Genomic DNA, 14,400 nt, shown 5'->3' with positions numbered 1-14,400 from the left:
TGTTGTCAATCGGTAATAAAAAACTATCGTTTGAGAGCTCGTTTTTCATATGTGTAAAAGCGGTAGTTAAAAATAAAGCTATCGCTTTTTAGTATGATTTAATTCATAGAAAAGGGAGCACCCATAGTGATCCATCCCTTTTAAATATGTATAGCAAATGTTACGGGGCTGTTCCTTATGGACTAGCCCCATTTTATTTTCACTTTTGTATTTTTTGGAAGTCTATTGATAGAAAATATACATTTCGTGAAATTCATCTTAATTTCACGTTAAAATGAATCCGTATCTTAAATAATCATATTTTAAAGCTGCTTTAATTCCCAAATTTAATATTTGAGCAAGTTGATAAATTTCCTATTGATTTAAATCAATTATGTAACCTAATAATTTATTGTATTTGTTATCGCTCTTTTTAACTCATAGTAGATGATGTATGATGAAGAGTAATTGCAAAAAAGTATTGGGTGGAATATCATAATTTTTATGGTGATAAGTAAAAATCTATACTTTCTAAAAAGTTCTTATGTGATTATTGGACCGATTATTGTTGTCTGTATAAGATTAGTGTATAGATGTGCATCAAATTATTACATAAATTAGTAACATCGATAACATAGATTATTTTAGGATTGAATGGGTAGATGTAACGAATTGATTATTCGTAAACTACTATTTTTAAATCTTAATTTCCTCTTCGTTTATAATAATCATTCCAGTGTTTTTAAGCGAAAAATGGGGGAATATATGATATTTGATGATAAAGGTAACGAATTAACAAAGGAGAAACTTTTCGTGGAATTCATAAGCAGTTTTATTGGTCAGTATGGATATCTTGCTATATTTTTACTCTTGTCTTTAGGGATTATAGGCTTACCCATTCCCGATGAGATCTTGATGACGTTTGTGGGATTTATGTGTCATGAGGGGCATTTGAACTATGTATTGAGTATTTTCTTTAGCTTTCTTGGCTCAACTATTGGAATGATAATTAGCTATGCTATGGGAAATAAATTAGGGAAACCCATAATATTAAAGTATGGAAAATGGATTGGTCTCAATAATAAACGATTTACTAAGGTTGAGCGATGGTTTCATCGTTTTGGGCCATGGACAATAATTATAGGGTATTATGTCCCGGGTATTAGACATGTAACAAGTTACATGTCTGGCATAACTCAGATGAAGTTTAGGACGTATCTTGCTTTCGCTTGTTTTGGATCGTTGACATGGGTCATTATTTTTATTTCTATAGGATATTTTCTTGGGGTAACTTTTTAAAGATAATACGGTTCAAATGAATAGCTACAACACACAGCTCGCGTTTTTAAAAATGCGAGCTACTTTTTTGTGTTCTATAGATTTGCAGCGGAGCCTCTGGTTATGTGACTTCCTCCAGATCGTAACACTGTTCTGAATAAAAAATTTATCTACCTCATATACTCCACTGATGTAATTGATTACAGAAGGGAGGATACAATGTTTACGCAATATAAATATTGGAAGCCTTTTGTTAGCCCATTCGATCCTTGTCCACCAATAAGGGTTAAAAGTTTTGCTACACCGCCCCAATTGTATATGAGTTTTCAACCGCCTGGGCTACCGCAATTTCAAACCCCTCAAGAAGCTCTCAGATCTGGCACATTATGGCCGCAATTATTTAGTCCTTATCCAAATCCCCAAGAAGGAGGGGTGAAGAATGAGTAAAGAAATGCCACCAGAATTTTATAAGCTGCTTGAAGAAATACAAGCCATTGATTTTGTAATAGTGGAATTAAATCTTTATTTAGACACTCATCCTCACGATTATGATGCCATTCAACAATTTAATCAAAACACTGAAATAAGTATGCGACTAAAGGTTGAATTTGAGCAGAAATTTGGACCACTTATGAATTTTGGGAGAAGTTATTCAAATTATCCTTTTAATTGGGTGGATACACCTTGGCCATGGCAAGTCTAACTTAAGTTGCTTTTCAACGGGCGTCAAAATAGCCGCAGAAAGAGGTTTTTTGCCCCGGAACGAAGCCGATTGTGGACGCAATTATGCCTAGGCATAATTGATTATGAGTAACTAGGAGGAATTATTTTTGTGGTATTATGAAAAAAAGCTCCAGTATCCAGTAAGGGTGAGTACATGTAACCCTATGCTTGCTAAGTATTTAATTGAGCAGTATGGTGGTGCAGATGGAGAATTAGCAGCAGCACTTCGGTATATGAATCAGCGCTATACGATTCCCGATAAAGTGGTTGGTTTGTTAACAGATATCGCAACGGAGGAATTTTCTCACTTAGAAATGATTGCTACGATGGTTTATAAACTTACGAAGGATGCCACTCCAGAGATGATCAAAGAGGCAGGCCTTGGAGAACACTATGTCAATCATGACAGGGCATTATTTTATCAGAATGCGGCTGGTGCACCGTTTACAGCAACTTATATTCAGGCTAAAGGGGATCCGATAGCTGATTTGTATGAGGATATTGCAGCTGAAGAAAAAGCACGAGCGACCTATCAGTGGATTATTGATTTATCTGATGACACTGATTTGAATGATAGCCTAAAATTTTTACGTGAACGAGAAATTGTCCATTCTCTACGTTTCAGAGAGGCAGTAGAGATTTTAAAAGACGATAGGGATAGCAAGAAAATCTTTTAAAAAAGAACATCTTAGGTGCAGGCTGTTTCAAGGGGAAAATACCTTTTTGATACAGCCTATTTTCATTTTCTACTCAATATTTGAAAATACAGTAAGATCTTTTCTATGACCAATCATAACTAAAATTTCCTTTTCCTTAATAATCTCATCTGGTGAGGGTAATATGGTAATATTGCCATCTCGAACTATGGCAATAACACTTACATTATAATGAGCTCGAATGTCTAAATCCCTTAGGTTTTGACCAGCCATTTTAGAAGGAATCATAATTTCCTCTATACTGTACTCTTTTGACAATTCAATGTAATTTAGCATATTTGGTGAAAGTAGCTGATTGGCTACACGTTCCCCCATATCTCGTTCAGGGTAAATAACCCACTCTGCGCCGACTTTATCTAAAACTTGTCCATGTCTTTTACCAAGAGCCTTCGCAATTATTTTTTTGATACCTAGCTCCTTTAATAAGGAGACAGTTAAAATACTGGATTGCATGTCTATACCTATAGCGACAATGACACAATCGAAATTTCTTATCCCTATGGAGTTAAGTGCTTTTTCTTCTGTTGTATCAGCGATAACGGCATGTGTAACATAAGGTTCGGCATCTTCGACTCTTTCCTCGTTAATATCGATTCCTAATACCTCGTGTCCAGCTTCATACAATCTGCGGGCTACACTTACTCCAAACCTACCAAGACCTATGACAGCGTATTGCTTGATCGTCATTGTATTCCCCCTCCTTATCGTATTATCCAATCATAATCTTTCCTTTTGGATGTCGGTAAGCCCCTGTTTTCCGACGATTTGTAATGGCAAAAGCAATTGTTAAAGGGCCTAATCTCCCTACAAACATTGTTAAAATGATAAGAATACGGCCGCCAGTTGATAGCTCGGGGGTTAGCCCCATGGAAAGTCCAGCGGTTCCAAATGCGGAAGTAGCCTCGAATAAATACATCATAAAACTATGTCGTTGTTCAATAAAACTTAAGACAATGGTAACTACTACGACAATTATCATCCCGCACATTGTAACTGTTAAAGCTTTTAATATTGTTTCGTGTACAATTCTACGTCTAAAAAGCACAACGTCTTCTTTCCCTTTTAATTGGGACCACATTGTAGCAACTAAAACAGCGAAAGTCGTTATTTTTATACCTCCAGCTGTTGATCCAGAACCTCCTCCGATGAACATTAGCCATATTATTAAAAACAATGTTGAATGTGTTAAATCACTAATGGGGAGGGTATTGGAGCCAGCAGTTCTTGGTGTTACTGCTTGGTATAATGAACCAAGAATTTTGCCCCATTCAGATAGTGGTCCAAGGGTTTTACTATTACCATATTCAAATAAGAATATTAAAAGCGTCGAGCCGACTGTTAAAATAAGCGTTGTAGTTATAACAATTTTTGAGTGCACAGAAAGTCGTTTCGTTCTGCGGTATTCAAATAGTTCATTTATAACAATAAACCCTAAGCCTCCAATCGTAATTAATGCACAAATAGTTAATACGACGAAAGGATCATCTACATATTCTGTTAAGCTCTTAAAACCACCCATTACATCAAAACCCGCATTATTAAAATTTGATATCGCATGGAAAAATCCGAAATAAAAGGCTTTACCTACAGGCATATCGAACGAAAAACGAATAGATAAAATGATGCCACCTATACATTCAATTAGTACCGTAAATAATAATATCCTTTTAACCAATTTAATGAGACCAGCAATTGTAACATTATTAAATGCTTCTTTTAACAAAAGTCTTTCTTTTAAAGAAATCTTTTTACCTAATAGTAAAAATAAAAACGTTGCAAACGTCATAAAGCCTAATCCGCCAATTTGGATAAGAAAAAGAATAACTAACTCTCCAAATATCGAAAATGTATCACCGGTGTCTACAACAACCAGTCCTGTTACACAGGTGGCGGAGGTAGCAGTAAATAAAGCATTTAAAAATGAAAGACCTTTACCATCGACTGTTGCAACGGGGAGCGTTAAGAAAAATGTTCCGATTAATATGATCACGGCAAAGCCCAGAACAAGTATTTTGGGAGGGTTTAATTTATTTTTAAATGTTTTCATTTTATTCTCCTATTGAGCCTTTTCTTTTTAACTTATTTCGGCAGGAGTCCAACAACCCGCTGCAAAGAACGTCACGTCCTGTGGCCATTCAGCTGTGCGAAAGCAAAGCGGCAGTAACGTTGGTGCAAAGCCTCTAGAGGGTGTTTCAAAGCCATTTTGGACGAAATGATGTTTATTTATTGTTGTCCAAAAGCAAGCTGAAAATTCTTAAGTCATGAAAGTTAAAAATTCATCAGATTAAATCGCATACTTTCTATTGACCATTTTTAGACAATACGTTATAATTCTTTAGTACACAACAGTTGGTTATTTGCCTACTTGTGTATTGACGTGTGTTCGGAGGGAGGGAAAGAGAGATGTCAAAAACTGTCGTTCGCAAAAACGAATCGCTTGAAGATGCTCTTCGCCGCTTCAAACGTACTGTATCAAAAAGTGGTACAATTCAAGAAGTTAGAAAGCGCGAGTTCTACGAAAAACCTAGCGTAAAACGTAAAAAGAAATCAGAAGCTGCACGTAAACGTAAGTGGTAATTTAATTTCCCATTAAAAATCCCTACGTTCATAACACGCAATTGTATGATTCACTGAGCAGACAAAGATATACCTGGAATTAATCATGTCGATTAATTTCAGGTATTTTACTTTAAGCTCATATTTACGTACATATTGGAGAAGCCGAATGTGATCCCTGAGATGCATTCGGCTTTTATGTTATATAATAATTGTACAAACTATATTTTAAAGCCACACACATTAAAAATTCACTAATAATAAAATTATTAGGATTTATGAAACTTTTTGCATAGTCAGTCGTATATACAGGAGAGAAGCATGTTAGAAGGGAGGGAAAAAGATGCGAAGATGGAGAATCCTCAGCTATTTATTAGTTATTTGGATGACATTTTTGTTAGCGTTTCCATTAACGTCAGCTTATGCGAGTAGTAAGGTTTACCACATTCCTATTCATAATGAAGTAGAACGAGGACTTCACGCATTTTTAGAACGAGCTTTTAAAGAGGCGGAAGAAAACTATGCAGAGGCGATTATTTTAGACATTCATACGCCTGGCGGTTTCGTGAATGCAGCTGGTGATATTGCTATGCTGATGGATGCAACGGATATACGTACGATTGCGTATATTAACAAAGATGCGCATTCTGCAGGTGCTTTTTTAGCCTTACATGCGGATGAAATCTATATGGTGCCAAGTGGAACGATTGGGGCGGCTGCAGTTATTGATTCAGCAGGAAATGCAGCAGACTTAAAGGCTCATAGTGCGTGGGTTGCGCAAATGGAAGCAGCTGCAGAATCGAAGGAAAAACGCGACCCGAAATATGCACGAGCCATGGCTGATGCATCTGAAGATTTACCAGAATTTCGAGCAGGAAAAGGGAAATTATTAACTTTATCTGCTTCGGAGGCAGAAGAGGTAGGTTATTCTAATGGGACTGTTTCGAATTTCCAAGAACTTTTACAAGCAACGCAATTAAATGGCAGTGATATCGTTCCAGTTGAACCTACTTTTGCTGAAAAACTTGCTCGTTTTATTACGAATCCGATTATCGTTCCGATTTTATTGTCGATTGCAAGTTTGGGCCTTATAGTTGAGCTTTATTCGCCAGGTTTTGGTGTTCCAGGTATAATGGGGTTGTCAGCACTTGGATTATTTTTCTTCGGTCATATGGTAGCAGGCTTAGCAGGTTATGAAACATTACTTTTATTTATTGTAGGCTTAGCGCTTGTGATTGCGGAATTTTTTGTCCCCGGAGGTATTGTTGGTATTTTGGGTGGTGTGCTAATATTACTAAGTCTGATACTGGCAGGTGCGAACATGATGCAAATGATAATAGCGATTTTCATTGCGCTTGTTGTAGCGATAATAGGAATGGTGATCCTGATGAAATTTTTCGGTAAAAAATTGCATGTTTTAAACAAGCTAGTCTTGATGGATGCGACAACGACGGACGAGGGCTATGTCTCCAACGTGAATCGTACAGAGCTGCTTGGGAAAGTGGGTACAACGATTACACCACTTCGTCCAGCCGGTACAATGCTATTAGGTAATGAACGCATTGATGTAGTATCGGAAGGTGGTTATGTTGACGCTGAGAAACATGTAGAGATTATTAAAGTAGAGGGCTCACGTATTGTTGTGAGACAAACAGAAAAAGAGATGGAGGAATAGTCAATGGGATTTGATTTAGCTTTAATAGGTCCAATTGCAGGGCTTGTCTTATTATTCATTGTAGTCGCTGTATTCTTTACCTTTGTACCAGTGGCGCTGTGGATTTCTGCACTTGCTGCAGGTGTCCGCGTTAGTATTTTCACATTAATCGGTATGCGTTTACGTCGTGTAGTGCCATCACGAATTGTTAACCCATTAATCAAGGCACATAAAGCAGGTTTACCTGTTACGATCAATCAACTAGAAAGTCACTATTTAGCAGGTGGTAATGTGGACCGTGTTGTCAATGCGTTAATCGCAGCCCACCGTGCAAACATTGAGTTAACATTTGAACGTTGTGCAGCAATTGACTTAGCTGGTCGTGATGTATTAGAAGCAGTACAAATGTCTGTTAACCCGAAAGTTATTGAAACACCATTTATTGCTGGTGTTGCTATGAACGGGATTGAAGTTAAAGCGAAGGCACGTATTACTGTGCGTGCAAACATTGAGCGTCTAGTCGGCGGTGCTGGTGAAGAAACAGTTATTGCCCGTGTAGGTGAGGGGATTGTCTCTACAATTGGTAGCGCTTCTAGTCATACAGAAGTTCTTGAAAATCCTGATATGATTTCTCAAACTGTCCTAGCAAAAGGCTTAGATTCTGGTACAGCATTTGAAATCTTATCGATCGATATTGCAGACGTTGATATCGGCAAAAACATCGGTGCTGAATTACAAATTGAACAAGCGCAGGCTGATAAAAACATTGCCCAAGCGAAGGCTGAAGAACGTCGTGCAATGGCTGTAGCGAACGAACAAGAAATGATTGCACGCGTACAAGAGATGAAGGCAAAAGTAGTGGAAGCAGAGGCTGAAGTTCCACAGGCGATGGCAGAAGCTCTACGTTCTGGAAATCTTGGTATTATGGATTACATGAACTACCGCAACATTCAAGCAGATACAGCGATGCGAGACTCCATTTCTAAAGTAGGCTCAGATAAATCAGAAACTAATGAATCTAACCAATAAAAAACTGAAAGGAGCGGTACTAATAAATGGAACAATTAATTATATTTGTGATAATTGCCATAGTCAGCTCTATTTTCGGTAAATCAAAAAAGAAAGAACAAAAACCGATGCCTCCTTTTAACAAGGATTCACAAGTGGAGCCTCCTGTTATAAAAAAAGCGGAGGTGACGCAACAGCAACAATCTAAACCACAGAGTTTTGAGGATTTTGCACGTGGATTTTTAGGTGAATGGGAAAATGAACAGCCCCAATTCGAAGAGCCGAAAAAAAATGTCGAAAAAACAGTAATTGAAAAAACACCGAGCTATGTAGCTCCCTCTTTAGTACCGACTGAGAAGATGGGTCGTACTTCGAATAGAGAAAGTATTGGCCGTTTGGCAGCTGGGAAAAAAGTTGCGGAAGTGGCTGAATCGCAATCGGCTTTTCAATTACCAAAATCAAAAAAATCAATCATGCAAGCTGTTGTAATGGCAGAAGTTTTGGGTCCTCCAAAAGCAAAAAGAAAATAACTAGCATGTCCTCCTTTTTCGATGCATATATTGCCGAAGAAGGAGGCATTTTTTATGAGAAAACTATTTCAATTAACGCCACTACTTGAATTATTACAATATGAAACATTAAAAATCATTGGCCCATATCGTTTTCTACATGCTGATGCTTCATCATGCTCTTTTATATATGCGGATTATCATATTACTGTGCGTGGAAAATCAGTGGAAATTAATGCGCTAAAAGATGAAATGCTTCATCTTTCTGTGGAAGATTTACAGGAGATTCATATGAAAATCACAAAGGATATGGGTGTGAGCGATAATGTGGAATAATCGGCCAATTATCATACGTATAAAGCGTCATGAAAATGTTCATCCTTTTATTCAAGCATTGCATGCACAACATGTGCCATTAAAGCGGATTGTTTTTCGTGAGCAAGAGGTTGCTTTTGAAACAACGATGCATTATCTACCAAAGATTCGCCGTGTACGTAGTCGTTACCGACTTAAAATGGCTGTCTATTATGCAGATGAGCTTCAAGTTTTTCGAGCGCAGCTTTGGACTGTGCTTGGTTTAGCGTTGATGATATTAATACCAATGCTTTGTGCACAGATTATTTGGCGTATTGATATTGAAGCGGCAACGCCAGAATTAGAGGAACGTGTTGGCAAGACATTTGAAGATACATTTCAATTAGAAACACCCATTTCTAAAAAGGACCTACCCTCAGATGCTGTCATTCGTCAGAAATTATTAGAAGGACATCGAGATCTTTCGTGGGTGCATATTGAAAAGTATGGTGGACGTGTAACTTTACGGCCTCAGGAGTCTCCGAAACAAACTAAACAAACGAGTGAAAAACTAGCGACGCATTTAGTAGCAACCAAAAGTGGTGTAATTACTCACTTTAATATTCAAAATGGAGAACGGAAAATTTCAGTCAACGATACGGCTTACGAGGGTGATGTTCTGGTAAGTGGCGTAATTGAAAGTGGTGAAGATCAAGTCTTTGTTGGGGCAAAGGGAGAGGTCTACGCTGATTATTGGCTCGAATGCTCGTTTAAAATTCCAACAAAACTAACGATGGAAACGCTACAACAGAAGCAATGGCGTGTATTAGTGAAAGGCATTCATCAAGACAAAGACAAAGAAAAAGTTGACTATGTGCAAAAGAAAGATTTACCTAGCTGGCTCGACCCATATGTTTCAATTGTTGAGGAGCAGTACACTAAAAAAATGCAAGTAGAGCTAGATGAATCTAAAATAGATTCATTGCTCATACCATTACTTCATGAAAAGGTATTACGTTCATTACCTGCGAAAACGGTTATTAAAAAAGAAAACCTTTTACAGGTAAAGTGGGGGAATGGTACAGTTGAAGGGAAAGTTCTATTTTTAGTCAATGAAAACATTGCCAGTCCAATACAAGGCCTACAAGGAGAATGATTATGTCAGAACATTTAACTGTATTACAAGTGGATAATCCCAACGAAGCGGTTATGCTACTCGGAATTTCCGATGCAAATATGAAATTAATCGAAGAAGCTCTAAAAGTCCATATTATTACACGTGGTGAACAGATTCAGCTTGCTGGTGAAGAGGATGCAAAGGAACAAGCAACATTCCTTTTACAAGCTCTTTTAAAGGTCATTCGTAAAGGAATTAATATTGATCAGCGTGATGTAGCAACTGCTATTGAAATGACACAAAAAGGAACAATTGAATATTTTGCAGAACTTTATGATGAAGAAATAGCACGCACGACAAAAGGGAAGCCTATTCGTGCAAAAACAATTGGTCAACGAGAATACATACAAGCAATCCGTCATAAAGACGTTGTTTTTGGTATCGGTCCAGCTGGTACTGGGAAAACGTATTTAGCGGTAGTCATGGCAACACAGGCGCTAAAAAATGGGCACGTTAAGCGTATTATTTTAACACGCCCTGCAGTAGAAGCAGGGGAGTCTCTAGGCTTTCTTCCGGGGGATTTGAAGGAAAAGGTAGACCCTTATTTACGCCCTCTTTATGACGCTTTAAACGATATTTACGGGACAGAACAAACGCAAAGACTAATTGAACGAGGAACAATCGAAATTGCACCATTGGCATATATGCGCGGTCGTACATTAGACGACGCCTTTGTTATTTTAGATGAGGCTCAAAATACGACGCATCAGCAAATGAAGATGTTTTTAACGCGACTAGGTTTTGGCTCAAAGATGGTCATTACAGGCGACAAAACACAAATCGACCTACCTAAAAATACGGAATCTGGGTTAATCGTAGCAGAACGTACACTAAAGTATGTAAAATCAATACACTTCCAAATTTTAGAGCAAGGCGATGTAGTACGTCACCCAATCGTAGCAAAAATCATCAAAGCCTACGAAGAACAGCAACTTTAGAATTGCGCAGAGCGCAATTCTAAAGTCTGCACCGAAAGCGCAGTGAAACGTAGCGACAGGTGCAACGGGTTTTAAAGTTTGCACCGAAAGCGTAGTGAAACGTAGTGGCAGGTGCAACGGGTTTCGAAGTCTGCACCGAAAGCGAAGCGGCAGGTGCAACGGTTTTTCAAATTCTGCACCGAAAGTGAAGCGGCAGGTGCAACTGGCTTTGAAGTTTGCACCAACAGATGCAAGCAATATAAAATTTAACAAACGTGAAAATGCTTGGAAAATGGAAAAATTTGTGACAGCTGTACGATTTGTATAGCTGTTTTTTTGCTTTCTTATACATTTATCGAGAAAAATGTATGTTGAATTGGTATGATAGTAGGTAGATAGAGGAGGTGCCAGATGGAGAAACAATTAAAAAAATTTACAGAACTTATTGGCTTCCGCTACTTTTTAATTGTCGTTCTCATCTTAACAGGAGCTCTACAATTTGCTTTTATGTATGGCAATGTTAAAGGTGTTACATATGATTTTAAACCATTACAACTAGCTCCTGAAACAGTACGATCTACGAAAACTGTAGAAGATACTTATAAAACGCAACAGGAACGAGAAAAAGCAGTAAGTGCGGTCGCGCCAGTTTATCAATTTTCTGCGGATGTTGCTAAACAGCGAGCTGCGATTGTCACTTCTTTATTTGACTATGTTCTTGAAGTAAAGGCAGATGTTGAGGGCAGTAAAGAACCTATTCCGATTGCCGACCAAGTAGGGCAGCTCCGCAAAAAGTTTGAATCCATAGATTCAGAGCAAATGCCAATTATTTTTACTGATTCGCAGCTAGAAGGTTTATTACTACAAAGTGAAGCAGATTTAAAAAGAACAAGTACGCAACTATCAAAATCTGTTCAGGATTATTTACAAAAATCCATTCGGTCAGAAAATGTATTTGCGGATCAAAATGAATTTGAGACAAAAATTCGTGGACAACGAGGCTATCCAGATAAAATATTTAATACGATAGTTTTAATAGGACGGACGAGTATTATTGAAAATGAGACCGTAAACGAAGAACAAACGAAAATTCGAAAAGCACAAGCGAAGGAATCGGTCGAACCAACTCGAATTCTTCAAGGGCAAGTCATCGTACAGGAAGGTCAAATTATTGATAATGAGGCGTTTCGTCAATTAGAGCTTCTTGGTATGGTGAGTAATAAGGCATCGATGAAACCGATTGCAGGGCTGATTATTTTAATCCTTCTGGAAATGACGTTCATGTTTGTTTTATTTGAACGTTGGGATATAGATGAGCATAAAAAACGAAATGCCTTATTGGTAACAGTAATTGTTTATTGTTTATCCATCCTGTTGATGAAATTTATAAGCTTAGTTTCAGGTGGTTTCGATGTTACGGTTGCCTTCCTTTTCCCAACAGCTTTGGCTACACTGCTTACACGGCTATTAGCGGATGATCGTGTTGCAGTACTAATTACGGTTATGACAGCGGCATCTGCAGGTGTTATTTTTCAAGAGGGTTACTCCTCTGTCATGCAGATGGAAATTACACTGTATATAATTTTTGGCGGCTTTGCGAGCTTATTCTTCTTGCGTAGTATGGAAAAACGTTCGCATATTTTACAGGCTGTAGGGGTTATAGGATTAGTAAATATGGCGTTTATCGCATTTTATTTACTCATGACACAATCTTTCTATGGCATGCAAGAGCTAGTGTTTTACTTTATAGCGGCAATGATATCGGCTTTATTATCAGGGGCTCTTACTATGGGGCTATTACCATTCTTTGAATCAGCATTTAGTATATTGTCTTCGGTGCGTTTAATTGAATTATCGAATCCAAACCATCCATTACTAAAAAAATTACTAGTGGAGGCTCCTGGAACATATCATCATAGTGTAATGGTGGCAAATTTAGCGGAGGCAGCGTGTGAGGAAATTGGAGCGGATGGATTACTGGCGCGTGTAGGATGCTATTATCATGATATTGGCAAAACGAAGCGGCCTGCCTTTTTCATCGAGAATCAAATGTCTGGTATTAATCCACATGATTCATTGCCTCCAGAAAAAAGCGCGGAAATTATAATCGCACATACAACTGATGGGGCTGAAATGCTAAAACGCTATAAGATGCCACAGGAAATTATCGATATTGCCTTGCAGCATCACGGATCTAGTCTATTAAAATACTTCTACTTTAAAGCGAAGGAAGAAGGAAAATGTTTAGATGATACAACGTATAGATATCCAGGTCCGAAACCACAGACGAAGGAAGCAGCAGTTATTAGTGTTGCAGATAGCGTTGAGGCAGCGGTTCGATCGATGAAGGAACCGAATGCAGAAAAAATTCAAAAGTTGGTACGAGCAATTATTGATGATCGAGTACAAGACAATCAGTTTGATGAATGCGATATTTCAATAAAAGAGTTAAAATGTATAGAGCGAGTACTTTGTGAAACGTTGAATGGAATTTTCCACTCACGAATTGAATATCCAAAGGCAGATAAGTAGGAGGATCGATCTATGATTTTAACAATTGATTTTACAGATGAAACAAATGAAGTGGCTGCTGAGCATATGGAGCTTGTTGAAAAGCTTTTACAGCATGCTGCGCAACAGGAGAAGATTGAGCCGGAAACAGAAGTGTCAGTGACGTTTGTTACAAATGAAACGATTCAAGAAATAAACCGAGAATATCGTGACAAGGATCAACCAACAGATGTTATCTCGTTTGCTCTCGAGGAATTAGGTGAGGGAGAAATGGAAGTAACATTTGAGGGGATGCCTCGTGTGTTAGGAGATATTATTATTTCAACAGATCGTACAAAAGAACAGGCACAGGAATATGGACATACGTTTGAGCGAGAATTAGGCTTTTTAGCGGTCCACGGTTTCTTACACCTACTTGGCTATGATCATATGGTGCCAGAAGATGAAAAGGTCATGTTCGGTAAGCAGGATGAGATTTTACAATCTTTCGGCTTAGGACGAGAATAAATGAATGGTCGCAAATTTGTACGCTCTTTTGGGTATGCCTTTAAAGGAATTTTTACAGCCTGTACTGAGCAAAATTTTATATCCCACTTGCTAAGTGCGGGAATAGTTTTGATTGCTGGCTATTTTTCGGATTTATCACGTTTAGAGTGGTATATTGTGTTGTTATTAATAGCACTAATGTTTGTATTTGAAATGATAAATACAGCAATTGAACGAGTAGTAGATTTAGCTTCACCAACTATCCATCCTCTGGCAAAGCAGGCTAAAGATCTTGCAGCAGGCGCAGTACTTGTATTTGCGATATTCAGTGCTATAATCGGATTACTCATATTTATACCGAAATGGTTTTAATATTACTAAAATGATTAATTCGGTTATGAAGTAAGTAGCAATTGTACTGGAGAATTTATGAATTTATTAGACTCATCACCAAAAGTTTGGGATGCCATTTGTTAAAATGTAGTATAAAGTTGATTGGAGCGCAGCGGATGTTTTCTGTGCGAAAGCGAAGCGACAGCAACAAATGTTTTATCTGTGCGAAAGCGAAGCGACAGCAACAAATGTTTTATCT

At 37.9% G+C, this 14,400-nt stretch carries 16 protein-coding genes; 14 read left to right on the top strand and 2 right to left on the bottom strand.

Annotation, left to right across the window (positions count from 1 at the left end; translation table 11 throughout):
• Positions 1-792 precede the first annotated feature (792 nt).
• The 4 genes from MOK21_RS03370 to MOK21_RS03355 all read left to right on the top strand — a co-directional run bounded on the left by MOK21_RS03370 (position 793) and on the right by MOK21_RS03355 (position 2,657).
• Entirely contained in the window at positions 793-1,278 is a 486-nt protein-coding gene (locus MOK21_RS03370; protein ID WP_249073022.1) for a DedA family protein, read from the top strand.
• A gap of 198 nt (positions 1,279-1,476) precedes the next feature.
• Positions 1,477-1,704 carry a spore coat associated protein CotJA gene (locus MOK21_RS03365; RefSeq protein WP_249072572.1) on the top strand — a complete coding sequence of 76 codons (228 nt, stop codon included), beginning with the start codon at positions 1,477-1,479 and terminating at the stop codon, positions 1,702-1,704.
• Entirely contained in the window at positions 1,697-1,960 is a 264-nt protein-coding gene (locus tag MOK21_RS03360) for a spore coat protein CotJB (protein WP_249072571.1), read from the top strand. Before MOK21_RS03365 ends, MOK21_RS03360 begins: the two co-directional genes overlap by 8 nt.
• 127 nt (positions 1,961-2,087) lie before the next feature.
• Positions 2,088-2,657 carry a manganese catalase family protein gene (locus MOK21_RS03355; RefSeq protein ID WP_249072570.1) on the top strand — a complete coding sequence of 190 codons (570 nt, stop codon included), beginning with the start codon at positions 2,088-2,090 and terminating at the stop codon, positions 2,655-2,657.
• 69 nt (positions 2,658-2,726) lie between these two features.
• On the opposite strand, the gene MOK21_RS03350 is transcribed toward MOK21_RS03355, so the two are convergent.
• Together MOK21_RS03350 and MOK21_RS03345 are read right to left on the bottom strand one after the other, a co-directional pair.
• Positions 2,727-3,383 carry a potassium channel family protein gene (locus MOK21_RS03350; RefSeq protein ID WP_249072569.1) on the bottom strand — a complete coding sequence of 219 codons (657 nt, stop codon included), beginning with the start codon at positions 3,381-3,383 and terminating at the stop codon, positions 2,727-2,729.
• A 22-nt stretch (positions 3,384-3,405) separates the two neighbouring features.
• Positions 3,406-4,743 (bottom strand): TrkH family potassium uptake protein, encoded by a 1,338-nt coding sequence (locus MOK21_RS03345; RefSeq protein ID WP_249072568.1) that lies wholly within the window; start codon positions 4,741-4,743, stop codon positions 3,406-3,408.
• A 356-nt stretch (positions 4,744-5,099) separates the two neighbouring features.
• On the opposite strand from MOK21_RS03345, the gene rpsU reads away from it, so the two are divergent.
• The 10 genes from rpsU (at position 5,100) to MOK21_RS03295 (ending at position 14,180) form a co-directional block, all read left to right on the top strand.
• Positions 5,100-5,273, top strand: coding sequence for a 30S ribosomal protein S21 (gene rpsU, locus MOK21_RS03340; RefSeq protein ID WP_004227078.1), 174 nt, complete (start codon positions 5,100-5,102; stop codon positions 5,271-5,273).
• A gap of 322 nt (positions 5,274-5,595) precedes the next feature.
• Positions 5,596-6,927, top strand: coding sequence for an NfeD family protein (locus MOK21_RS03335; RefSeq protein WP_249072567.1), 1,332 nt, complete (start codon positions 5,596-5,598; stop codon positions 6,925-6,927).
• A 3-nt stretch (positions 6,928-6,930) separates the two neighbouring features.
• Complete coding sequence (gene floA, locus MOK21_RS03330) at positions 6,931-7,935, top strand: flotillin-like protein FloA (protein WP_249072566.1); 1,005 nt, start codon at positions 6,931-6,933, stop codon at positions 7,933-7,935.
• 26 nt (positions 7,936-7,961) lie between these two features.
• The gene (locus MOK21_RS03325) at positions 7,962-8,444 is read left to right on the top strand and encodes a hypothetical protein (RefSeq protein ID WP_249072565.1); all 483 of its coding nucleotides are present in this window, start codon (positions 7,962-7,964) and stop codon (positions 8,442-8,444) included.
• Between the two features lie 54 nt (positions 8,445-8,498).
• On the top strand, positions 8,499-8,759 hold the full coding sequence (locus MOK21_RS03320) for a hypothetical protein (RefSeq protein WP_249072564.1): 261 nt from the start codon (positions 8,499-8,501) through the stop codon (positions 8,757-8,759).
• A complete protein-coding gene (locus tag MOK21_RS03315; protein WP_249072563.1) occupies positions 8,749-9,873 on the top strand; it encodes a sporulation protein YqfD in 1,125 nt (374 codons plus the stop codon). The genes MOK21_RS03320 and MOK21_RS03315 overlap by 11 nt, the downstream gene beginning before the upstream one ends.
• 2 nt (positions 9,874-9,875) lie before the next feature.
• Complete coding sequence (locus MOK21_RS03310; RefSeq protein WP_249072562.1) at positions 9,876-10,832, top strand: PhoH family protein; 957 nt, start codon at positions 9,876-9,878, stop codon at positions 10,830-10,832.
• 390 nt (positions 10,833-11,222) lie between these two features.
• Positions 11,223-13,343, top strand: coding sequence for an HD family phosphohydrolase (locus MOK21_RS03305; RefSeq protein WP_249072561.1), 2,121 nt, complete (start codon positions 11,223-11,225; stop codon positions 13,341-13,343).
• A gap of 12 nt (positions 13,344-13,355) precedes the next feature.
• A complete protein-coding gene (ybeY, locus tag MOK21_RS03300) occupies positions 13,356-13,829 on the top strand; it encodes an rRNA maturation RNase YbeY (RefSeq protein ID WP_249072560.1) in 474 nt (157 codons plus the stop codon).
• Positions 13,830-14,180: a diacylglycerol kinase family protein gene (locus MOK21_RS03295; RefSeq protein WP_249072559.1), complete on the top strand. Its 351-nt coding sequence runs from the start codon at positions 13,830-13,832 to the stop codon at positions 14,178-14,180.
• Positions 14,181-14,400 lie beyond the last annotated feature (220 nt).

The sequence above is a fragment of the Lysinibacillus sp. BPa_S21 genome (genome assembly GCF_023337795.1).
Taxonomy (GTDB): domain Bacteria; phylum Bacillota; class Bacilli; order Bacillales_A; family Planococcaceae; genus Lysinibacillus.
Note: the sequence above shows the minus strand (reverse complement) of the source record. Positions and strands in the feature narration are given on the sequence as shown.